12 protein-coding genes are annotated in these 23,882 nt (G+C 43.5%); 4 read left to right on the top strand and 8 right to left on the bottom strand.

What is annotated here, in order from left to right:
• Positions 1-13 precede the first annotated feature (13 nt).
• Both A3860_RS25860 and A3860_RS25855 read right to left on the bottom strand, forming a co-directional pair.
• The gene (locus tag A3860_RS25860; protein WP_081151581.1) at positions 14-3,133 is read right to left on the bottom strand and encodes a SusC/RagA family TonB-linked outer membrane protein; all 3,120 of its coding nucleotides are present in this window, start codon (positions 3,131-3,133) and stop codon (positions 14-16) included.
• Positions 3,134-3,152: 19 nt separating this feature from the next.
• The gene (locus A3860_RS25855) at positions 3,153-6,008 is read right to left on the bottom strand and encodes a TIM-barrel domain-containing protein (RefSeq protein WP_081151578.1); all 2,856 of its coding nucleotides are present in this window, start codon (positions 6,006-6,008) and stop codon (positions 3,153-3,155) included.
• Between the two features lie 385 nt (positions 6,009-6,393).
• Between A3860_RS25855 and A3860_RS25850 the strand changes: the two genes are divergently transcribed.
• Positions 6,394-6,822, top strand: a complete 429-nt coding sequence (locus A3860_RS25850; protein ID WP_216823504.1) for a heavy metal-binding domain-containing protein — start codon at positions 6,394-6,396, stop codon at positions 6,820-6,822.
• 435 nt (positions 6,823-7,257) lie between these two features.
• On the opposite strand, the gene A3860_RS25845 is transcribed toward A3860_RS25850, so the two are convergent.
• The 6 genes from A3860_RS25845 to A3860_RS42325 all read right to left on the bottom strand — a co-directional run bounded on the left by A3860_RS25845 (position 7,258) and on the right by A3860_RS42325 (position 16,845).
• Complete coding sequence (locus tag A3860_RS25845) at positions 7,258-9,639, bottom strand: glycoside hydrolase family 31 protein (RefSeq protein ID WP_081151576.1); 2,382 nt, start codon at positions 9,637-9,639, stop codon at positions 7,258-7,260.
• Positions 9,640-9,864: 225 nt separating this feature from the next.
• Entirely contained in the window at positions 9,865-11,511 is a 1,647-nt protein-coding gene (locus A3860_RS25840; RefSeq protein WP_081151573.1) for a RagB/SusD family nutrient uptake outer membrane protein, read from the bottom strand.
• A gap of 18 nt (positions 11,512-11,529) precedes the next feature.
• Positions 11,530-14,916 (bottom strand): SusC/RagA family TonB-linked outer membrane protein, encoded by a 3,387-nt coding sequence (locus A3860_RS25835; RefSeq protein ID WP_143774265.1) that lies wholly within the window; start codon positions 14,914-14,916, stop codon positions 11,530-11,532.
• A 179-nt stretch (positions 14,917-15,095) separates the two neighbouring features.
• Positions 15,096-16,136, bottom strand: a complete 1,041-nt coding sequence (locus tag A3860_RS25830; RefSeq protein ID WP_081151570.1) for a FecR family protein — start codon at positions 16,134-16,136, stop codon at positions 15,096-15,098.
• A 116-nt stretch (positions 16,137-16,252) separates the two neighbouring features.
• A complete protein-coding gene (locus tag A3860_RS25825; protein WP_081151567.1) occupies positions 16,253-16,558 on the bottom strand; it encodes a sigma factor-like helix-turn-helix DNA-binding protein in 306 nt (101 codons plus the stop codon).
• Positions 16,483-16,845, bottom strand: a complete 363-nt coding sequence (locus A3860_RS42325) for a sigma factor (RefSeq protein ID WP_081151564.1) — start codon at positions 16,843-16,845, stop codon at positions 16,483-16,485. Before A3860_RS42325 ends, A3860_RS25825 begins: the two co-directional genes overlap by 76 nt.
• Positions 16,846-18,078: 1,233 nt before the next feature.
• On the opposite strand from A3860_RS42325, the gene A3860_RS25810 reads away from it, so the two are divergent.
• The 3 genes from A3860_RS25810 (at position 18,079) to A3860_RS25795 (ending at position 23,812) form a co-directional block, all read left to right on the top strand.
• Entirely contained in the window at positions 18,079-19,704 is a 1,626-nt protein-coding gene (locus tag A3860_RS25810) for a vitamin K epoxide reductase family protein (protein WP_081151559.1), read from the top strand.
• A 680-nt stretch (positions 19,705-20,384) separates the two neighbouring features.
• Positions 20,385-21,494: a TlpA family protein disulfide reductase gene (locus tag A3860_RS25800; RefSeq protein WP_081151552.1), complete on the top strand. Its 1,110-nt coding sequence runs from the start codon at positions 20,385-20,387 to the stop codon at positions 21,492-21,494.
• 116 nt (positions 21,495-21,610) lie between these two features.
• Positions 21,611-23,812, top strand: coding sequence for a peptidase domain-containing ABC transporter (locus tag A3860_RS25795; RefSeq protein WP_081151550.1), 2,202 nt, complete (start codon positions 21,611-21,613; stop codon positions 23,810-23,812).
• Positions 23,813-23,882 lie beyond the last annotated feature (70 nt).

The raw sequence follows: 23,882 nt of genomic DNA, 5'->3' as shown, positions 1-23,882 counted from the left end.
TCAATGGTTTTAATTAAAAGCGAATGTTTGCACCGATCATTACTGTTCTTGGCCTTGGATAATAACCTAAGTCAACGCCCGATGAAAAGCTTTCGTTGTATCCTACTTCGGGATCCATACCAGTGTATTTGGTAAAGGTGAAAGCATTGGTTACAGCAGCATACAGCCTTACTTTGCTCAGGTAATTTTTCTTAAGCATGCCGGCAAAATCATAGCCCAGCGTAATGGTGCTGATGCGCAGGAAATCGCCGTCATGAATGTACAGATCGGAGAACTGTGTCCAGTTGCGGTTGTCTTCCGTTACCCTTGGGATTTTATTGGATGAACCGGGACCAGTCCACCGGCCAAGGATCTCTGTAGAATAATTACTTTGTGAGCTGGATTGTTGATGCCATGACTGCACAATCTTATTTCCTGCAACACCGTTTGCCTGTACCGCGAAGTCAAAACCTTTATAATCCAGCGCTATATTAAAACCAAAGGTGAAGTGAGGATTGGGATCGCCGATGTTCGTTCTGTCATTGGCATCGATGACGCCATCATGGTTCACATCAACATACCGCACATCGCCAGGTTGTGCATCGGGCTGAATTTTATTACCCGACTTGCTAACATAAGAATTTACTTCTGCTGTCGTCTGGAAGATGCCATCTGTTTTCAAACCATAGAAATAGCCAACGGGTTCTCCGTCATGAGCGCGGTAAAATTCCCCGGCATTGGCGTATAAAACGTTTGTATTGCCATGAATGGTGCTATCGGCTGTAGGAATATGACCAATCGTATTTTTGTTATACGCGCCGTTAGCCCCGATCGAGTAATTCAATTTACCGATATTGTTATGGTAGTTCAACGCCAGCTCAACACCGGTATTCTTTACATCGCCACCATTAACCAATATGGCATCAACGCCCGATGTAGCGAGCATTGGTTTAGGGATCAACCAGTTCTTTGTTTTCTTAATATAATAATCAAACGAAACATTCAGGTTCTTTATGACAGTGGCGTCGAAACCGATATTGGTTTGCTCGGAAGTTTCCCATTTCAGATCGGGATTGCCGAGTCGGTTTGGATAAGCGCCCTGGGTAGACTGCCCTTCTGTTGGCCCGAAAATATAACCAGCATTGCTGAAACTGATACCTGATAAATACTGATAAGGATCCACATTCTGATTACCTACCTGGCCCCAGCTGGCACGGATCTTCAGGTAATCGAGCGAGGTAATCCCGTGCATAAAGTCTTCGCTTGAAGCCACCCAGCCTGCAGATACCGAAGGGAAATAACCCCAGCGATGGTCGGGTGCAAACTTTGATGAACCATCGGCCCTGAATGTAGCGTTCAATAAATATTTCTCGCGGAAATTATATTGAAACCGGCCAAAATAAGACATCAACGCATTCTCTTCAGGTTTTCCGGTAAGGGTTATATAATTCGCATTGGAGACATTCTGCGCTACAGAAAGATAGGCATAATTGATGTCTGAAACCCTGAGGTCCCAGTTGCTGCCAAACATATTGGAGCTTTTGAATTTCAATGAAGAACTACCGGCCATCACACTGAAACTGTGGTCCTTTGCCACCTTGAAATCATAACTCAGCAAATTATCGAACTGGATGGTACGCCCGTTATCCATGTACTGACTAACCCTTGTAGTATCATTAAATGCATAAACTGAAAGATGGTAAACCGGCGTATAACCATGGTTTTGACTGGCGTAATAATTCAACCCAAGGCTTGAACGGAATTTCAACCCTTTAATGGGTTCAACCTGTATATATACGTCGCCCACCAAACCCTGTTTGCTGTTGCGGTTGCGGCTGGTATAATCCATCACTGCATAGGGATTCGATTCACCGGTGTTCCATGCCTGATTCAGTTTTCCGGGATACCAGCCTGTTTTATCACCAGCAAAGTATTTACCGGCTGAATCGTACATTGGCAGGAATGGACTTGTCTGGAATGCAGCGCGTAATGTATTATTGTACTGGCCATCTACCAAAATGCCACGGGTATTTTGATAATTAAAGGTAAGGTGCTCACCCAGCTTCACGATGTTCTGATATAAACTATGCTCAGAGTTCATGCGGAAGGTATAGCGTTCGAAATTGGAGATCTTTGAACCCCCCACAATACCGCCCTGGTTGGTATAGCCTAACGAGGCAGAATAAGAAGATCCTGCACCACCACCCTGCATACCCAACACATAGTTCTGGAAAGGCACATTCTTTGAAAACATCTGGTCCATCCAGTTGGTACTTACGGGTAAATTATTAATAACGTCATTGGAGAAATAAGGCGATTTGCCTGAATTAACGGCGGCTTCATTTATAATGGTGGCATATTCTTTTGCGTTCAGCATTTTTGCCTTACGCGCCACATTCTGTGAGCCATAAAAACCATCGAGGGTGATGGTCATTTTTTGATTGATCTTTCCTGTTCTTGTGGTAACAAGAATGACCCCATTGGCAGCCTGATTACCATAGATAGCAGCAGAAGCAGCATCTTTCAGCACGTCAATAGATTCAATATCGGCAGGGTTCAGGTAAGAAATATCGCCGGTTTGAACGCCGTCAACAATGTACAAAGGTCCAAATTTACCAATGGTGCCCTTACCGCGAATGACTACATTCATTGACGAACCCGGCTGCCCCGAATAAGAAGTGATCTGTACGCCGGGTGCCTGCCCCTGTAAGGCCTGCAAGGCATTGGTGGTGCTTTGCTTTTGAATATCGGCCCCTTTTACCTGTACATTGGCGCCGGTTACCAGCTTTTTCTTTTGGGTGCCATAACCGATCACCACTACATTTTCCAGTTGCAGGTCGGCTTCCTGCAAAGTAATTCTTAAGTCACCATTGCCCACCGTTGCTTCCTGAGAGGCGAAGCCAATGGAAGTGATCACCAGTACTTCGCCGGAAGCCGCATTGATCGCGAACTTTCCGTTAAGGTCAGTAATTGCGGTGCGGCTGGTCTTTTTCACCATAATGGTGGCGCCCGGAATGGGCTCGCCTGTACGTTGGTTTAAAACCGTACCGCTAATTTTTGCCGTTTGGGCAAAAGATTTTGTGCTTATAAGGAATACCGACAACATTCCCCATAGCAGCCATGATCGCAAGCAGATCGTTTTGGTTGATTTCATATTTAAATGTTTAACTTAACTACAGTTTAATATTTACTTTCTTTCCATCATACAACACCTCTTTATCGCATTTGGCATCAAAGTCCAAACGCTTTGCTTCATTGGGTGTTATCACATTAATACGGAACATTCTTCTCTGCAGCATCCCATTAAAAGTGCCTTTACGGTCGCCCACTGTAATGGTCTTTGTTGCTTCGCTATACTTTATTGGAATGATGGCAAAAGCGCCTTTTTCGTAATTGTAATTGGTGCCTTCATCTTCATACAGCTCAAAGGATGCATCGGCTCCGGTGTATACATTCAATGTAATAGTGTCGGCCTGTTTTTCTGCCGTGTATTGCAATTCGGGCCCAAAGGGAATAATAGAACCTGCTTTTACAAATACCGGCATGCGTTCGTACGGTGCTTCGGCCGTAATTGTTTGTTTGCCGGCATACCATTTTCCCGAATACAGATCGTACCAGCCTGCGCATTTTGGCAAATACAATTCGCGTTGGGTTTGTTTGTATTGATAAACCGGGTTTATCAGCAGGGAAGACCCGAACATATACTGATCGGCAATGTTCAACACAGCGGTGTCTGCTGCAAAATCCATTGCCAGTCCGCGCATGATGGTATAATCATTATGGTAGGCTGCACCCGCCAGTGAATAGATGTAAGGCATGAGGCGGTAACGCAATTTATCGTAATAGAGAAAGCTTTGATAGGCAGCATGTGTTTCGGGCGCCGTGTTGAATACTTCGCGGTAAGGGAACTGCCCGTGCGAGCGGAACAAAGGAACAAAGGCGCCGAACTGCGTCCACCGGGTCATTAATTCCCGCCATTCTTCCAGACTTTCAGCAGTTGGGTATTCAAATTTTTCGGGCACTACAAATCCGCCGATATCCATTGTCCAGTAAGGAATACCCGACATGGAAAAATTAACGCCGGCAGCTATTTGCATCTTCATATCGTGCCAGGTGGCGCCAATATCGCCGCTCCAGATGGCGGCGCCATAGCGTTGTGAACCGGCAAAACCTGAACGCGTTAATAAGAACACGCGCTTGCCGGGATCTGTTGCCCGCTGTCCTTCATAAATGCCTTTCGCATTTTGTAAAGGATAGGCATTCAGGTATTCGGCTGAACTACCTAATGCCGTAGGCGTCATTTGTTGTTTTCTTTTTTCCGGACTTACATTGGAAAGAATATCGGGTTCGCTGGCATCCATCCACCAGGCATCAATTCCTTTGCTATAGATCTTTTTGTTGATCAGGTTCCAGAAACCTTTGCGGGCGTTTTCATTGAAGGCATCGTAGAATGTAGAAATATAGCCTTTGCCAATCCAGTCTCTTTGACGGTCGGCAATATTCCTTTTATACAACCAGCCATTTTTATCAAACTCATTATAAGTGGAAATGCCTTCATAAAATTTCGGCCATACCGAGATCATGATGCGGGTATTGTATTTTTTATGCAATACATCGATCATGCTGTCGGGCGAAGGGAAACGGCTTTCATCAAACTCCTGGCTGCCCCATTCGGCTTCGCGCCAGTAGCTCCAGTCTAACACAATATTGTCGAGGGGAATTTTTCTTTTGCGGAATTCATCAACAGTGTTCAGGATCTCCCCTTCTGTTTTGTATCGCTCGCGGCTTTGCCAAAAACCCAATGCCCATTTGGGCACCATGGTTGCTTTACCGGTGAGGTTGCGGTAACCGGCAATCACTTCATCCATATTATTGCCATAGATGAAATAATAGTCAACCTGTTTACCGGCTTCCGAGTTGAAGCTGAAACAATTTTCTTCTGTTGCGGAAACCGGTTCCTGCCATTTTACGGCGAGATAGGATTCGGCGCCTTCGGGGTCCCATTCAATGCGAATGTCCATTTTCTTTCCGCCGGTCATATACAGCGGCAGCGAAGCCGGTGCAGGGTTCCAGGCCTTGCGCCAGCGGTTCAGTACCTGCACACCATTTATCCATACTTTAATGGTGCCGCCAAATGTGAAGCGGAATTTATGCAAACCGGTTACATAACTGGCAATACTGCCCTCCCAGGTCACAGCACCTGTGAGCGGCGTAAATGCTGCAGGCAAAACAATTTTAGAATCGTTGAGGAACTCCATATTAATAACAGACTCTGCTCTTTCTACTATTTTATCCTCAGGTTTTGATTTGGTATTTGTATAGGAAGCGGTAAGCCAACCGGGTTCGCCTTTTTTTGAGAAAAGTTGTAAGGATGACAATTGATTCAGCGAGCGTACATCCCCGGCCCGGGTGAGGGAATAATTATCCCACAGAATGCCATAATTCTTATTAGAGATCAAAAACGGAATGGCCACTTCGGTATTGTTCTGGAAGAAGGTAACCTGTTCGTTTTTATAGTTAATAATGCCATCCTGGTGCTGACCCAAACCGTACCAGGCATCGTCGCCGGTTGATTGAAAGGTTTGTGTAAGCGCATAATAAGGTTTGCCTTCAATTACGGTAGGCTGAAAGTGTCGTCCAAACAATTGCTTTTCAGCCAGTATTTTTTTGCCGGTGATATCGCGGAAAGAAACGGCGCCTGTTTTAAGATCGACAATGGCGGTGAGGGTTTTTGTTTTAAGCGTAAGGCTGCCTTTTGAGGGAATTACGTTCCAGGTAAGGCCGGGCTTTTTGCTGTAATCTGTGATCAAACTTTGAGTAAGGGCCACTTCCCTGCCGGGCGCTGCGATCACTCTTATAATATTATCAGCAATTACTTCGAGTTTAACGGCACCCGACCTGCCCGTTACCAGGCTATCGGTGTAAATGATTACACCGGTGGGGGTTGTAATGTATGCGGGAGAATCTGCCAATACGGCATTTATCATCGAAAAGCACAGGACACCCAAAAGCAACAATCGTAATTTCATATATAAGCAATACAAGCGTTAAACGATGCTGTAAATCTATAACGGTAGGGCTTTATATGAGGGATTCAAATGTTTACAATTAGGGTACTAAATGTTAAGTTGGCTGATTTTCACTCGATTGTATCTGATTCAGCTATTAATATGAGCTTTTACGGTTAGGGAATGCCGACGATAGGGGAAGATTGAAAACACCCCGGGAGAGCCTGGGGGCGTTGTTGCCGGCCGGTAGAAATGGGTGGGAAGTCGCCTGATGTTTTGGCAGAAATGGAACACCCCTGTGATAAAACTCATACCACTTGTTAACCAGGATCACTTCATGTGCACAATTGAAAAGGTAGTTTTAGGCTGTCAATTAACCATAATACTATCCTTTAAACATTGTAAAATGAAACACATTATTCTTTCCATCATTGTCATTTTTGTTGCCCTGCCTGTTTGTTTTGCACAATCAAAAGCCGGCAAAATAGATACAGCAAAGCATGTTACTTATTATAGCTGCCCACATCACCCTGACATGGTATCAAAAGAACCTGGCAAATGCCCCAAATGCGGCATGGCGCTCGTGCTTTCGGGTAAAGAACAAATGAAGGCAACGGCCACAAAAAGTTATCGTTGCCCGGTGCATGTAGATGTAGTGGAGCATGACCCCGGCAAATGCCCGCAGTGTGGCCGGAAACTACAACTTTCTTCCAAGGAGCAAATGAAAGCGGAAGTTGGCAAGGTATATACCTGCCCCATGCATCCGCAGGTAGCGCTTGACAAGGATGGCAAATGCCCTAAATGTGGCCATGCGCTGGTTGAGAAGAAAAATTGAAGCTGTTAAAAAGGGCTATTTTTCTTTTCAAATAAGAGAACTTCTCATTAAAAGAAATGGTCTTTTGATTTAATTAAACGCCTTTTGCGTTAAACGGAACGGCCATTTAGTTTAATTAGGAGTCTTTTGCGTTAAAAGAAATGGACAAATCGTTTAATTCAAACGTGTTTGCGTTAAACGGAATGGCGTTTCGATTTAATTAAAAGTCTTTTGCTTTAAAAGGAATGGTGTTTTGATTTAATTAAACGCCCGTTGCGTTAAACGGAATGGCGTTTCGATTTAATTAAAACGGCTTTGCGTTAAACGAAACAGTCATTTGATTTAACTAAAAGGACGTCCAATTAAATGAAATGGACGTCCTTTTAAATTGAAAATGTCTGCGTCAACAAAAAATACATTGATTTTCAATGCTATAATAAATAAGCCCTGCCAGGGTTAAGGTATTTTGGTTGTTACCGCTTTACCCGTATAAGTTATCACCCTATCAAACTTCCCGGGCACTTCCATCCCTGTTCCATTACCCTTTTTCACCACCACAACATTGAACGTGCGGTTCTGCAACATTCCGGGAAATGATCCCTTCCGGTCTTTAATGGTTAAGGTCCGGGCTTTGTCGTTCCATTCAAAGTCGATGAAAGTACAGATCCTTTTTTCATAATTGTAATTGTCGCCTTCGTCTTCGTACAACGTGAATTTGCCATCGGCCCCTTCATAGATCCTTATTTCAAGCGCATCCGGTTTTTTCTCGTCGGTATACTGCTGAAACGGTCCCATTGGAATAATTGACCCGGCCTTTACATATAAAGGCATAATATCAATAGGCGCTTCTTTTTCCACTTCCTGATCGCCGGCTAATTTTTCACCTGTCCAGAAATCGAACCACTGGGTTCCTGCAGGCAAATACAATTTTTGTTTTTTGATGGTCTTGAGATCAACAGCGGTATTGCCATTTGCCCTGCTGGTGTACATGGAATCAGTTACGGGACAAACCAACATTGATTTTCCGAACATATATTCATTATCGATGTTCAACACCTTTTTATCGGTGGGGAAATCCATCATCAGGGCGCGCATCATAGTGCCGCCGGCAGCAACCTCCCAGGCATTGGAATAATTATAGGGCAGGAACCGGTAACGCAGGTTAATGAATTTTTCGATGGCATCATAGGCCCAGTCGCCTTTGGCGCCGAATTGATAAATTTCCCGGGGTGTATCTGTACCGTGCGAACGCATCATCGGACAAAAAGTTCCAAACTGCAGCCAGCGTACATACAGTTCGCGGAAGGCCGCATCGCTTACGCCGCCCGGATAATTTCTTCCTGAAAAGAAACCACCAATATCGCTGTTCCAGTAAGGCAGACCTGATAATGATAAATTAAGCCCGCCGGAGATCTGTTTGCGAAAAACATTCCAGCCCGATACCACATCGCCCGACCACATCATGGTGCCAAAGCGTTGCTGACCACTAAAGGCCGAGCGGGCCAGAATAAATACCCGCTTGTTGCCCGTCACTTCTCTTTGATGTTTATACACCCCGCCGGTATGGATTAAGGGAAAGGCATTCCGCACTTTTCGATAAGCGCCGAGGAAAGTTTGATAGGCTTCATCACTTTCTTTATCCTTGAAATGATCGGGTTCAGTTGAATCCAACCACCAGCCATCAATACCGATAGAGAAAATATTTTTGTTCATGTAGCTCCAGTAAATGTCGCGGGCATGCGGATTGAATGCATCGTACACTTCTACATTCTCATTGATGGGCCAGGTAACATACTTGCCAAACAACAAGTTCTGTTGTTTGAACGCCTCGTATATTTTTGTTTTGTTGCCGAACGAAGGCCACACAGAAATAATGATGTGCGCGTGATGATCATGCACACTGTCTACCATTTTCTTTGGTTCAGGAAAACGGGGGTTGCCAAACTCAGTAGAGTTCCAATAGCTTTCGTCTTCGCCCCAGTATTGCCAGTCCTGCACAATGCCATCGAGCGGCACATGCAGCTCCCGGTATTTGCGTACCACTTCATTGGTTTCATACTGGCTTTTATAGCGCTCGCGGCTTTGCCAGTAACCGAGCGTCCAGCGGGGAAACAGCGGCGCCTCGCCGGTGAGTTGCCGGTAACCGGCAATTACTTTATCGGCATTGCCGCCCTGAATAAAATAATAGTCAACGCCCGCCCCTACTTCCGATTGAAAAGAGGTTCCATCGGCGTCGTCTTTAAAATGAGTGGTTGAATTATTATCCCACAGTACGCCATAGCCTTTGATGGATTGAAAAAATGGTACGGCGATCTGCATATTATTTTGTTTCAGCAGTAATTGCTGACCGCGCTGGTCCATTACACCGCTTTGATGCTGGCCCAGGCCATAAATAGATTCACCACCTTCTAACTGAAACGTTTGTACAACGTCATACAGGGGTGGGTCGGCGGAAGGGGAAAAATGAGTGCCATTCTCTTTTTCCTTCAATAACAACGCCGCATTTTTATCATAAAAACGAATGGCTGCTGTTTGCCGGTTGAGCTTCACCACCACTGATTGGGTAAGCACTGTCAATTCATCTTTTTCCTCGCCAATCACCAATCGCAATTTTTTTTGTGGCGCCGCAATGACGGCCAGGCTTTTCTCCATTGCGGTGGAACCTGCAGGCGCCTTTATTATGCGCACTATTTGCGGCGTATAAAATTGCACTTCCACATCAGTGCCCTGGATCCTTGCTTTGATTCCATTGTCGGTTTTCTGGTACGATTGGCTCCAACTTGTAACGTGCAGTCCGGCCAGTAAAAAAGAGAATAAAATAATTCTTTTCTTATTCATTTAGGTTTGTGTTATCATGAATACCTGTAAGGTCGATAAGCAATAGGGGAACGAGGCAGGAAGTAGGAAGTAAGAGATATGAAGCTCAAAAAAGTTCAGCTTGCCACTTATTTAGAAAATCGAATTAAGATTTTGAGGCTGGAAATTCGGTCTCTTCTTACTTCCTACTTCTTACCTCCTATTTCATATAGTTAGGACCTCAAAGGTCAGTCCTTTATTTAATGATCAATATCCAGGATTCGGCTTCAGGTTTGTATTCTTATCCATTTCTGATTTAGGAATGGGATACAGCGCACGGTAATCGCCATTGGGCATATGCGACAACCACGATTTTTTGGTAAACACCCCAAACCTGATCATATCTGTTCTTCGCCGGGCTTCCTGGTTAAATTCCCAACCCAGTTCATCGAGGAAACGGCCATACTTAATATCGGCGCCGCCTTCAGTTGTTGAAATAAAATGATTCCGCAGGCCATAATCATACGTACTCCCGCCTGATAACTGCGCTCCGGTTACAACCGCCTTGGCGGGATTCGCTTTAAAAGCCCGTTGACGCACCTGGGTTACGATGAGGGCAGCTGCATCGGCGCTTCCCAATCGCAATAAACTTTCTGCCTTCATCATCAACACATCGGCATACCTGAAAAGCGGCCAGTCATTGCTGAGGCGGTTGGTAGCCTTCATGGCTATTTCAAATTTTCCCAGCCGGTACCCATCCACTTCTTCCGATTGGTCAACGCCGGGCAAAGAATTGCGATAAGCCAGCGGCTTTCCTACAAAAGCGCCCATAGTACCAAAGATGCTATCGCCTGTGGCCGTGTATTGTTGCCCCCTGATGTAGTTATCGAGCAGGCGGCTGTCTTCCGGGTCAAATGTATTGATAAATTGTGGTATCGCACATACACCACCCCAGGGCGAAAATTGCAGATTGTAGGTTTTTTGATTTTCCGGCTCCAGCGTTTGCATATGCACGTCAAAAGAATTCCAGTCGTTCACGTATTTTGAATCGAAAGGCAAAGCAAAAATGATCTCTTTCGAATTTTCATTGTTGGTTACAAATACACTCTTTTGGTTAGCCTCCAGGCCGATCTTTCCGGAACTTGTTGCAAAGTTGATGATGGTATCACAAACAGCCTTGCATTTGTCCCACTGAGATGTACCGGTATACACTTCTGCGTTCAGATACATTTTCGCCAGTAAGGCAAGCCCGGCCCATTTATTGAATTTGCCATAAGTCTTTGTACTTACTTCATCGGTCACCCGCGGAATGTTTGTGATAAGATCATTCACAATAAAATCATACACTTGTTTGCGGGTACTTTGCTGGGGCAGAAACCCGGCCGGTACATCAAACCGGTCAACAATGGGAATATTGCCGTAAATGTCGCATAAGACCCAATAGTAAGATGCGCGCAACAATTTCATTTCCGCAACCAATGCAGCCGTGTCTTTGGCTGCAACTGGAATAGCGCCCGATTGCACCTGGTAAATGATGCGGTTACAATTGGTAACGCCCTGGTAGGCCCGCGTCCAGATATTGATCACAATATCGTCATCGGTTGTCCATTTATGTTCATGGATGCGCCGGTAAACACCGCCATCCACCCATCCATTCGGCCGTGCAGGCGTAAGCATTTCATCACCGGAAACTTCCTGTGCGCGGTAAAGCGTATTCCATTGTAACAAAAGCCCCCGCCAGTCAACATAGGCTGCTCCTGCCAGTGCCGGCAGATCAGAGCTGGTAGGAACAAAATCACCTGAAACGATCTGGTTATAGTTAGTGTCTTTCAATTTTGTGCAGGCCGATAACAACATAGCACCAACAACCAGTGCAGTTATGCCAGATACTATATAATGAGCTGTTTTTTTCATTGCTGAAATAATTAAAGGTTAGAAGGTAACGTTAAGACCAACACTGAAGGAGCGGGTTGTTGGATATTTGAACGGTGAATCCATTCCGGGATCAAGACCTGAAGTGGGAACCTGCACAACACCTGACTGGGCAGTAGAAGTTCCATTGCGTAAACTAACCTCGGGGTCTATGCCTTTGTAACCTGTAATAATAAATGTATTAAGTGTAGCTATATAGAATCTTGCAGACCTGATATATTTTAAACCGGTATTCTTTAAACTATAACCCAGCGTTATGTTATCTATCTTCCAGAAATCACCGTTCTCAATATAATAACTGTTGAATTCAACCGGTGACTTCAATTGTGTTTTTCCGTATACCGGATTATATGCATTCTTTAACAGGTTGTATTGCGCCTGGGTGGGGTTCTCGAACATCATCCGCTGCAAGTTTGCCACCTGGAATTTGAATGCGCCTCGTTGCGTTATGGCCAGGTCCCAGTTCTTATAGGTGAAATTATTGTTCCATGACAGGTAGTATTTGGGTAAGCCATTCCCAATCACTTTTTTATCTTCAAACGAGTGGCCGAATGACGAATAATTCACCGGTTTGCCATCTTTTCCTTCATACACCCATTGGCCATAGTTCGCAGCATCTGATGGGTCATTGCCAACGTCCACAACTTTATACCCATAGAAATCTCCAACTGATCCGCCCACCTTTAACAGGTGCGAGAAGGTTTGAATAGGCGGGAAAATAGCGCCCACCCGGATATAATCAGTGGATGTTTTATACAGATCATTGGAAAGACTTTTCAGCTTGTTGGAGTTGGTAGAAAAATTAACGGTCGTGTTCCATTGAAAATCACGCTTCGATACCGGCACGAAGTTCAGCGATATTTCAAGCCCTTTATTTTCGAGTGTGCCTACATTCGCCAGCGTACGATTGTATAAGTTTGGCGGACTGGGTACTTCGAACAGGTACAGCAGGTTATGGATCTGGCGGTCGTACAGGTCGATGCTACCGCTGATGCGGTTATTCAACAGGCTGAAGTCGAGACCGATATTCGTTTCACGCTTTTCTTCCCATTTCAGATCGGGGTTGGCGTTTTGTGTAGGCACCAGGGTCTGGATCCAGCTACCATTTGATAATACAAATCCGCTATAACCAAGCAAGGCAACACCGCGGAACAGGTCAAATGGTTGGGAACCGGTAACACCATATCCCGCTCTTAATTTCAGGTCATTGATGATCTTCACATTATCCATAAATGCCTCGCGACTGATCTTCCAGCCGGCAGATATTGCCGGGAATGTTCCCCATTTATTATTGGTACCCCACAGCTGACTGGCCTCTTCGCGACGAATGCTTGCCATGAATAAATACTTCTGATCGTAATTATAGCTCAGTCTGCCGAACAAGCCGATCAAATTGGTTTCAGCCTTGTAGGTCCTGATAAGGTTTACATAATCACCGCTGCTGATCGCTCGTCCCAACCCTATATTATGCCAGTCGAAGATATCGGTGGGAAAATCCCAGTTCTCCATTTGACGATTGCTGTAATCATTTTCCTGGTAACTGTAACCGCCCAATACCGTAAAGTTGTGTTTTGATAATGACTTTGAATATTCAGCCGTTAATTCAGTCAACCGGTCAATTGATTCGGCGCCACCTTCCCGGGCATAGCCATTGCGGTTATCCCTTAGTGTGGAAGCATGTTTTTTTGTTTCGGCGTAACCATATTCCTGCATCCATTTTGAGTAAGAGAACAGGGCCGATAATTTCAATCCCTTAACAGGCAGGAATGCTATTGAACCGTTAAACCTGGAGAGCCCTTCATTGGTTTGTCCTTTGCTTTCCATCAGGTCCGATACCGGACTCTGGTATTCAAATTTGCTTAACTCCTGGAACCAGTTCCCGGCAGTATCCTTCACCGGAGCCGTGGGGTTTTGCCGTAAAGCCTGCAGGTAGTCACCGGTATTGAAGCCATTCAATTTACGGGATGAACTGAATGCATTTACGTTCAGCTTAAGCTTGTTGTTGAACATGTTATGATTCAAATCGAACCGGCCTGAAAATAACTGGTTGTATGATTTAAGGAATAAACCCTGTGAATTGTCATAGTTCAGGCTCGCGAGGTAATTGGTAGTAGAATTACCGCCGCGAATAGTGAGATTATGGTCCTGTGAGAAGGGCGTTCTGGTTATTTCTTTCAGCCAATCGGTGCTGGCGCCCTGATCGATCAACTGGTTTTGACGCAGCCCCGCAGCGATCTGTGCACGCATATCTGCAGCCGTAGACATATCGGGTTTGCGCGCAATGGTTTGAACACTGGCGAAAGCACCATAATCAACCGATGTTTTGTTATTACCGTTAGCCCTTTTTGTGGTGATGAAAATAACACCGTTGGTACCACGGGTACCGTAGATGGCTGCGGCAGAACCGTCTTTCAATACATCGACCGATTCAATATCCTGTGGTGTAATCATGCGCAGATCGCCGGGCACCCCATCTATCAAAACCAATGGATTCTGGTTCTGCCCCATCAAAGTTGACTGGCCACGTAAAATGATCTGGGTAGAACCGGTTGGGTCGCCGCTGGGGTTTACAACGGTTAAACCGGCTACTTTTCCCTGGATCAACTGACCGGCATCGCGCACCGAACCTTTAACAAAATTAGCTGCTTTTACCGAGGCCACCGAGCTGGTTACATCGCCTTTCTTTTGGGTACCATAGCCAATTACGATCACTTCATTCATGTCGCCTGCGCTGGCGCTCATGGTAATGTTCACCGAAGCAGTGCTGGCGCTCACCTCCACTGTTTGGGTTTTGAAACCAACATAAGAAATTTCGAGGGTCACGTTTTCATCCGGCACCGATAAACGGAATTTTCCACTGGCATCTGTAATGGTACCAATAGTAGTACCCTGAATGAAGACAGAAGCCCCTACCACCGGTGTTTTTTTCTCATCGAGCACCACGCCTGAGATGTCGCGGTTTACCGGCTTCTTTTCTTCAGTTACGGCTGCATTATTAACAGCTGTATTATTATAATCCTGTTCCTTTTCTTTTGCATCAAACAGGATGATCAGGTTGCCAACAGCCTTGTATTTGATGCCTAATGGCCCGATGATCGTTTGCAGAAATTCGGCCAGCGTTTTGTCCTGTACAGAAAAACTCAGTTTTCTTTTTACATTTATAATGGTGGGACTGAATACAAATTTGGCATCCACTGCTGTTTGTACTTTTTCCAATACGGCCTTTAATTCAGTATTGTTAGCAGCAATGGTAATTTTCCTGTTCAGTGCTTCCTGCCCGTGCACAGGAATGGCATACGATGAAAAGACAGTAAAAGCAATTAGTATATAAATGATCATCAATCTCATTGCCAACCGGGTTAAAGCAATAAGTAAGTTTTTTTCCATAAATTGTGATTGGTTTTGAACGTGAATGATAAGAGCGGGCAAAACCCTTCCCGACTAGGTCGGGATTGCTAAGGCCGGCAATACTGCGAATATTGCTGGCTTTTATTTTTGCAGACTTCTATGTTGGATTACGACTCATATGGCAGTTTTTTTTGAGGTTATACAATAAGCAATCAGTTCTAAGGACATTCTTTCGCTGTTTTTAATAATATCTTGGTCCCTTTTATTTCATAGGTCGCATTAAAGATCAGGCAAATACCTTCCAGTTTATTGAACAGGTTTTGCCCCGTGAGGTCGCCGGTGAACTGGCAATTCCTGATCTTATCGTTCTCGAGCACTATCTCCAGTTCATAAGTATCTTCGAGGTCGTTCAGCACCTTATACAGCGGCGTTTCATTATATACGAAATGGGCTTCTTCCTTTTTTGTTTCTTTTGGAACAGGTACCGGTTGATCGACTATAGAGGTAACAAAATGCCGTTCTTCCTGGTAATAGGTCACTTTTTGGTTGGGGGTAATAATAACGCCATTTGATTTCTGCTGCACTTCATTCAGCTTGAGCTGTTCTTTATTTTCATACACGGCTACGCGGCCGGTTTTTACTGCCACTTCCACCTGGCCGTTCTTTCCCCGAATGTCGAAACTGGTGCCCAGCACCTGGGTAACTATATTATTATTATATACAAAAAATGGCCGGTTAGGATTTTTGCTGACCTTGAAGAAGGCTTCGCCTTCGAGATACACTTCTCTTTTTGCGGCCGCAAAGTGTTTTGGAAAGGCAAGTTTGGAACCGGGATACATGGTCACCGTGCTGCCATCTTCCAGCTGCACATCTTTGGGTGTAGTGCCGGTATTGGCCTGCTCCATAAAGCCCGCGGTGACCTTTGCGGCAACCAATGTACCGCCGGCAGCAGGCGTTTTCGCATTACTTCTGAACCAAAGTATACCGCTGGTTAAAACCAGGCCCAGCAAACAGGCAGCGGCGGCGTATTTCCAGGGAAAGGCCCGCCGTTTGAGGGGCACCATAATCGCTTTCTCTTTTGAAGCAGATTGCAATTTGTTCCAGAGGCGGCTTTCCACTTCACCCATTTCCCTGTCATTGAGGTCAATAGTTTCATTGTCCAACAGTTCATACCATTGGTCAATAACGTTTCTTTCGTCATCTGTACAGGAATTATCCAGGTACCTTTTCAGTAACTGTCTGAATGCTTTATGGTCCATTAGAACAATTTTGGCACTTATAATATAATAGTCAAATCAACCTTTATTTACCCTAAAAAGAATGGTAACTTTTTTTTGATGGGTAAACCAGCAGGCGCTAAACCGATTTCAATTTATTACTTAGAGATATTTTCAAACAGGAGGAGGATAAAATCAACGAGAATAAAGTCGCGCAAAAAGAAACGCAGCGACTTTAAAGATTGGGTAATATGATATTCCACAGCCTTTTCAGAGAGGTCCATGATGCGGGAGATATCTTTATTGCTTTGTTTTTCAAAACGGCTTAAGCGGAAGATGGTCTGCGTTTTTTGCGGCAACTGACTGATGGCTTTGTCGATGGCGGTGTTCAGCTCCTGCACCAGCAGGGGCAGATCGGCGCTGTTTTCCTCTGCTTTTTGCAATTCGCCGAAACCCGTGTACACTGCGTGCGTTTTGAAATGGCCGACTTAATGTAGTTGATTATCTGGTATTTTACTGCTGTTTCGAGGTAGGCGGCGATGGTAATTATCTGGTGGCTTTCCCGGCGGTCCCAAAGATCGGTGAACACGCTTTGAACTATGTCTTCCGCCACTTCCTTACTATTTGTTTTGCTTACGGCAGAACGGTACAGCTTTCGCCAATAACGTAAATAAAGCTCTTTATAAGCAAGTTCGTCGCTTATTTTCAATAGCTTAAGCAATACGTTATCAGCAAGCAATCCGTAGTCCATAAAAGCAGCTTCACTGTTATTCGGGCCAGTGAATTTATATACGTAAATTATACATTTATTTTAACCTGCCAAAGAATATTTAGCAGCTGCAGGATATAGCTGATTGCCTTTGGGGGTCTTTGCCGAAGGGAGGTATCCCCGATCAGGATCTTTGAGTTTTTTTCATTGAGAGATGCATATAACAATTTCATGTCTTTATCTGCGATATTACAATTTGCATGATTCAGTTCTTCGAGGCTTAATATTATTTAAACACAGGCAGCCTGGTCTATTTGTTTCCCTCCGCATTCTATTCACATATTCACGCTGGCAGCAGTCAATTAATTACTGATGATATATAACAGTCCTATCGCATCCTGTTCCGCTAGTCGTTCAGGCAATGTTTTTTGCAAATTGATTGCCCATGTTTACACGCTTATTGTCAAAAACTACACGGTTATTGTCAAATTTGGCACAGTTATAAATTTGTTTATGTAAATAACACATTTATTTTTTAACTTCGGTTATCGTCTTCAGGCCAGTTATTAAAAACCGTTATACATGTTCCATAGAGTTATTAAATAACGGTCTGCATTTAAGGTTTATGTGAACCATCAAATACCTATTTCCATGAAGAAGAAGCACCTTATCTTTTTGCAATTACTGTCCGCAACTATTGCCATCGCAATTTACTCCTGCCAGAAAAACAAGATTAAACGGAAAGAATTAAACAATACTTAAGTACTGATCACTAACATAGTGCCCCATATTTATTCCACTTACGCTGGATTATTAATTTGTTGATTGGATTTTAACAATTGACAGGCTTGTGTATTTCTATTCTTTAGTGAATTTATCCTCTTAATAGCTTGCATATGTTCAACCAATATGAAAATATAGTCATTGCAACTATTGCTTTATTGAAGCAATTAAAAATTAAAATAAATAAGACTACAGTTGATGAAACTTTGCGGAATTATCCTGATTACCCCAGCTTACTTTCCATTTCCGACGCATTAACTAAATGGGATGTTCCTCAGCGCTCCCAAAGCCATACCCATTATCGACAACGGTACCACCGGGGATCATCGTCTCTGAAGTTTTTTAACTACTTGCCATTTCAAGCAATCAACAAAAACAAGCAGGCCCCATAGACAAACAGTTATAGTCAAAACTGCGCAAATATTAAATTTCACCGGATGATGAATAAATTTAAAATAATTTTAAGTAGCTCACTATAAACTTTATCTCATTATGTTCATTGCTTTCGAATCCCACGTAAAAGCTACTATTGCTTTTCTTCGCCACCTGCGTGTAAAGGTAAATGCTTCTACAGTAAACGAAACGCTCAAGAATCATCCAGACGAGACCAGTCTGCTCAGCATTAGTGATGCCTTGGGTAAATGGAATTTGCCGAATGGTGCGGGAAAGATAGATACAGCGAATATTGACCAACTGCCGTTACCGTTTATCGCTCTTACAAGAAGAGCAGGAGCGCCCTTCATAGTTGTTACTGCAGTAGATGACAATTACGTTCATTTTCTTGACAGTAACTATAAAAGGAATGTAACCAGTACCAGAAGTGATTTTATAAAGGACCAGGGCTGGGTTGGTTTGTACCTTATTGCGGAGCCAAATGTGCATTCCGGTGAGCCGGATTATAAAGCCGCTAAACGAAAGGAAACCGTAGCTACCCTGGTTTCTGGAGCGGCTATTTTTGTTATAGCTTTTCTGGCCACTTTTCTTTTTTGGACGAATATCAAAAATGATGTTGGTGAAAATTCTTTTCCGGCGACTGCCATCTTTTTGCAGTACTTTATTACACTTGCCGGGGTTTTCGTTACATCATTGTTAATATGGTATGAAACAGACAGGAATAATCCCTTATTGCAGAAAGTGTGTACCGGTATTGCAAAAGGAAACTGCGCAGCCATACTTACAGGTAAAGCAGCCAAAGCATTCGGTTGGCTTAGCTGGAGTGAGGTTGGATTTTTTTATTATACCAGCGCCCTGCTCTGCATGATACTTGCAGGAGGGAATATGATGGTTTATATTTCGCTGATCGCTCTGATAAATATACTGGCCCTTCCTTACCCTGTATTTTCAGTGTATTACCAATGGCGGGTGGCAAAGCAATGGTGTGTGCTTTGTCTTATCGTACAGGTGCTGCTGGTGGCAGGGGCAGTTAATGTATTAGTTAATCACTTATATAGTTCATGGCCGGCGATCAATTTACCTGTATTGGCGCAGGGCTTATTGCTGTATGCTGTGCCTGTACTTTGCTGGTTTACCATTAAACCGTTCGTTCTGAAGATTCAGCTCGCAAAGAACGACAAACGCGAGTATTTCAGGATAAAATTCAATGAAGAAATTTTCGACACACTGCTCAGGAACCAACCAAAGGTAACCATACCCGATGGCCTGGGTATCGATCTGGGATCAGCCACTGCAAAACACACATTAATAAAAGTATGTAATCCTTATTGTGGTCCCTGCTCCAGAGCGCACCCCGACATGGAGAAGCTGCTTGAAGAAATGCCTGATCTAAAGGCTAAGATCATTTTCACCACAGGGTACGGAGGGGATGAAGTCATGACCAAACCTGCCATGCATTTAATGGCCATTGCAGAAACGAGTGACGAAAACACCATAAAAAAAGCCCTTGATGACTGGTATCTTCCTGAGAAAAAGGATTATGAAGCGTTTGCCTGGAAATACCCGGTGAACGGACAATTACAAAAGCAGGATATAAAAATAAAAGCCATGAACCAGTGGTGCACTGACATGAAGGTAACCGCTACACCCACCTTTTTTATAAATGGGTATCAACTTCCCAGAACATACGACATAGCTGACTTAAAATACTTTCTTCTGGAGTAGCTCCCCGGAAGAAAAGCCCGGCTGAGCTAACCCGGTATGCGCAACCGGGATGCCGGGCAGCCAAAGCCTGTGACGCTTAAAGCAGCAGGCATTACCTTCAATTATTAACATTAAAAACGTAAAATTTATGAGACAAAAAAAGTTGAGCCTGGCAAATATCCAGGGAAAGTTAAGCCGGGCTGAAATGAAGAAGATTATGGCTGGCAGCGACGACGCTGGCCAATGCGGCACATGGTGCAGTAATATTTTTCTGTCATGTGTTTTGCATTGCGGGGGTACCAGCGTTACGGGCACATGCAGAATGAGTCAATCCGGAAGCTGCTACTGTGCCGGAGCTTGTTAACAATGTTGTACAATTCTTTACAACAAAAACATAAAGTGTTATGAAACAAAAAAAATTGAGCCTGGCAAATATTCATGGAAAGCTGAGCCGGGCTGAAATGAAGAAGATCATGGCAGGCAGCGACAGCGGAGGTTGCGCTACTTCATTGAGTTGGTGCGACCCCTACGTCGACTGTACATTTTCAAGTGGCGGTACCGGCAAATGTAGAGCTAATACTGGTGGTACAACATGCTACTGTGCAGGCGCTAGTTGATAACTGCGTAATTTTCTTATCCATTGCTGCAGTGTACCTGGGGTAGACTGCAGCTTTTTGAGGCTACGAAGTATATTCATAGTTATGCGATTGAATTTCAATTTACCATTGCTGTTATGTGTTATAACAGTTGCCACCCATGGGCAGGAGATTCGGCCCCCTTCGCTAAATATTGGCGATCCGGCGCCTCCGTTACGGCTGCGTGAGTGGATAAAAGGATCACCGGTTCAGCACCTGGAAAAGAATAAGGTGTATGTGATTGAATTCTGGGCCACCTGGTGTGCGCCGTGCAGAAGTGCTATGCCGCATCTTTCGGCCCTAGCCCGAAAATACAGGGATAAGTTCACCGTTTTAAGTATCGATGTCATGGAGCGGAAAACCACTCCCATCGAAAAGGTAAAAGCATTTGTCGATAGCATGGGAGACCGGATGGATTATCCCGTGGCGGTAGAGGATAGCTATCTGATGCAGTCTGGTTGGCTCAATGCTGCAGAAGCACATGGCATCCCGAGTGTTTTTGTAGTGAATGCAGAAGGGAAAATAGCCTGGATTGGCCACCCCATGTTGCTTGAGGAAGTGCTGCAGAAGATAAAAAACAATACTTGGGATATTAACGAGGCTTTGGCCAGGCGCAATTGGCAACGGCGCCTCGCAAAACTGGATCAGGATGCGTCTTATGAATTGATCAGGTTCAGACACGATCCCTTGCAAGATCTTCGGGATCCGGATTCTGTGCTTTTAACGATCAATGAGATCGTTCGAAAGGAACCCGATCTGAAATATGCGCCTATAATCGCTTATAACACCTTTGTTTCGTTACTCAGAATCGACCCGCGAAAAGCTTATGAATATGGCAAAATGGCGATGGTGACACCAACCTATGATGAACCTGCCTGGTCTCAGATCAGGGTAGCTGTTAGAACATATGCAGACAAACTAAAGCTCCCTGCTGAAATTTACCAGTTAGGTGCGGAAGCTTACCAAGCCGAGATCGATCATATTGCCTTTCCTGAAAATGTTGATCTATATAAATTTTATAACAATATGGCAACCTTATATTGGCGGGCAAACGATTCATTAAAAGCGATCGACGCACAACAAAAAGCCATTGCCGACTTGAAAAACAGGAAAAATTTTTCCAGCGCCACATTGGCTGAATATGAATTAAAACTTCAACAATACAAAAGTAAATAATCGTACAACGTAAAGCCAGCAAAGTATTTAGTTGGCTAAGCCATGGCCATGATCCTAATGGCCTTACCCAGACAGTTTTTTATTTTTCCCCCACAAAAAATATTGAAAGGCAGAGCATGAGTTTTCAGGTTTATAAACAATTAGATGCTATGGATTGCGGGCCCACCTGCTTACGCATGGTATCAAAATATTACGGACGTAGTATTAACCTGGATCTTTTACGAAAGAAAACCCAGTATGGCAAAGGAGGGGTTAGTTTATTAGGCCTGGCAGATGCTGCTGAGAATATAGGTTTAAAATCTGTGGGAACCAAATTGAGTTTTGATCAGCTTATCAATGATGCCCCATTACCGGCCATATTACTTTGGCAACAATATCACTTTGTTGTTTTAACTCCTCAATCAAATAAAAAAAACCTTGTTATTGCCGACCCGGCTAGAGGCTTAATAAAATTGACCAAAGAAGATTTTTTAAAAAATTGGATCTCGACCTCTGAGAACAGCACTGAAAAGGGCATTGCTCTTCTATTAGAGCCCACTCCTCGGTTTAAACAATTAGAATATGACGATGAGCAAACATCCAAAAGCAAAATAGGTTGGGATACTTTATTTAGTTATGTAAAAAATCAGAGGGCGTATTTTATACAGGTTGCCATTGGTTTATTGATCGGCAGCGCTTTACAATTAATTTTTCCATATCTCACACAAAGCATTGTAGATACCGGTATCAATACACAAAACTTAAATTTCATTACCATTGTATTGGCTGCACAGTTAATGTTATTGTTTTCCCAAACAATAGTTGAATTTATTCGAAGCCGTATTCTATTACATATCAGCACCCGGATTAATATTTCCCTGCTTTCGGGCTTTTGGGCAAAGCTGTTAAAACTTCCTATGCAGTTTTTCGACAGCAAACATCCCGGCGATATTATTCAACGCATCAGTGACCATCAACGAATTCAAGGCTTTTTAACTGGTACTGCATTAAGTACGTTATTCAGCATGGTGAACCTTATTATTTTTTCTTTTGTGATGCTCTCGTATAGTGTTATTGTATTTATTGTATTCGTGGTAGGCAGTATTTTATATTTAATATGGATACAAATACTTTTAAAATACAGGCGGCAATTAGATTATAAACGTTTTGCCATTGCGTCAAAAGAAAACAATGCCACCATGCAATTGGTGTATGGTATGCAGGAAATAAAACTAAATAATGCTGAGCAAACTTTTCGCTGGTCATGGGAAGGCTTACAGGCCGGATTGTTTAAGTTAAGTTTTAAAAATTTATCACTAAGCCAGTATCAACAAATTGGAGCATTTTTCATTAACCAGGGAAAAAATATCACTATCACTTTTTTAGTCGCCAAATTAGTAGTAGAAGGAAATTTAACATTAGGAGCCATGCTGGCAATACAATACATTCTCGGCCAGTTAAATAGTCCCATTGAACAATTAGTCGGTTTCACACAACAGGCGCAGGATGCTAAAATAAGCCTGGAAAGATTAAATGATATCCATTCGCTGGAGGATGAGGAACCCACTAACAGGCAATTTAGCCATTACTTATCTGACCAACATGGCATTCAAATAAAAGATCTTTCTTTTACTTATCCCGGCGCGGGTAATGAAGCTGTGTTAAAGAATATTAGTCTAGAAATTCCACAAGGAAAAATTACTGCCATTGTAGGTATGAGCGGCAGCGGTAAAACTACACTCCTCAAATTACTATTGAAGCTTTATGATAACTATAAGGGCGATATATATTTAGGTAATTCAAATTTCAAGATCATCAGTCCCAGGTTTTGGCGCAGCATAAGCGGTGCCGTCATGCAGGACAATTTTATTTTCAATGATATTATCAGGAAGAATATTACCGTGACAGATGAGAATATTGACAATGAAAAATTAATAAATGCTTGTAAAACAGCTAATATATTATCATTTGTAGAATCACTGCCATTAGGCTTTTATACCAAATTGGGTGCAGAAGGAACGGGGATCAGCGGCGGCCAACGGCAAAGGATCTCTATTGCAAGAGCCGTATATAAAAACCCTGAGTTTATATTTTTCGATGAAGCTACCAATGCTTTAGATGCCAATAATGAAAAAGTAATATTGGAAAACCTTCAACAATTCTTTGAAGGCAAAACTGTTGTTGTGGTAGCCCACAGATTGAGCACGGTTAAAAATGCAGACAAGATTGTAGTGCTAGAAAATGGTGAAATCGCTGAAGAAGGGACACATGAAGCACTCACTATGAAAAAGGGTAAATATTATGAACTTATAAAAAATCAATTAGAACTTGGAAGCTAAAAATATTTCTACTTGAATAGGCAGCAAGTGGTATATGGCAACATGTTGTTCATACAACCTCGATTGCGGT

This window comes from Niastella vici, assembly GCF_002077945.1.
In the GTDB taxonomy this organism is placed as follows: Bacteria; Bacteroidota; Bacteroidia; order Chitinophagales; family Chitinophagaceae; genus Niastella; species Niastella vici.
Note: the sequence above shows the minus strand (reverse complement) of the source record. Positions and strands in the feature narration are given on the sequence as shown.

What these genes read in the sequence shown, in the direction of transcription:
- A3860_RS25860 (WP_081151581.1), bottom strand. Translation starts at nt 3,133, where the DNA reads ATGAAATCAACCAAAACGATCTGCTTGCGATCATGGCTGCTATGGGGA.
- A3860_RS25855 (WP_081151578.1), bottom strand. Translation starts at nt 6,008, where the DNA reads ATGAAATTACGATTGTTGCTTTTGGGTGTCCTGTGCTTTTCGATGATA.
- A3860_RS25850 (WP_216823504.1), top strand. Translation starts at nt 6,394, where the DNA reads ATGAAACACATTATTCTTTCCATCATTGTCATTTTTGTTGCCCTGCCT.
- A3860_RS25845 (WP_081151576.1), bottom strand. Translation starts at nt 9,639, where the DNA reads ATGAATAAGAAAAGAATTATTTTATTCTCTTTTTTACTGGCCGGACTG.
- A3860_RS25840 (WP_081151573.1), bottom strand. Translation starts at nt 11,511, where the DNA reads ATGAAAAAAACAGCTCATTATATAGTATCTGGCATAACTGCACTGGTT.
- A3860_RS25835 (WP_143774265.1), bottom strand. Translation starts at nt 14,916, where the DNA reads ATGGAAAAAAACTTACTTATTGCTTTAACCCGGTTGGCAATGAGATTG.
- A3860_RS25830 (WP_081151570.1), bottom strand. Translation starts at nt 16,136, where the DNA reads ATGGACCATAAAGCATTCAGACAGTTACTGAAAAGGTACCTGGATAAT.
- A3860_RS42325 (WP_081151564.1), bottom strand. Translation starts at nt 16,845, where the DNA reads ATGGACTACGGATTGCTTGCTGATAACGTATTGCTTAAGCTATTGAAA.
- A3860_RS25810 (WP_081151559.1), top strand. Translation starts at nt 18,079, where the DNA reads ATGTTCATTGCTTTCGAATCCCACGTAAAAGCTACTATTGCTTTTCTT.
- A3860_RS25800 (WP_081151552.1), top strand. Translation starts at nt 20,385, where the DNA reads ATGCGATTGAATTTCAATTTACCATTGCTGTTATGTGTTATAACAGTT.
- A3860_RS25795 (WP_081151550.1), top strand. Translation starts at nt 21,611, where the DNA reads ATGAGTTTTCAGGTTTATAAACAATTAGATGCTATGGATTGCGGGCCC.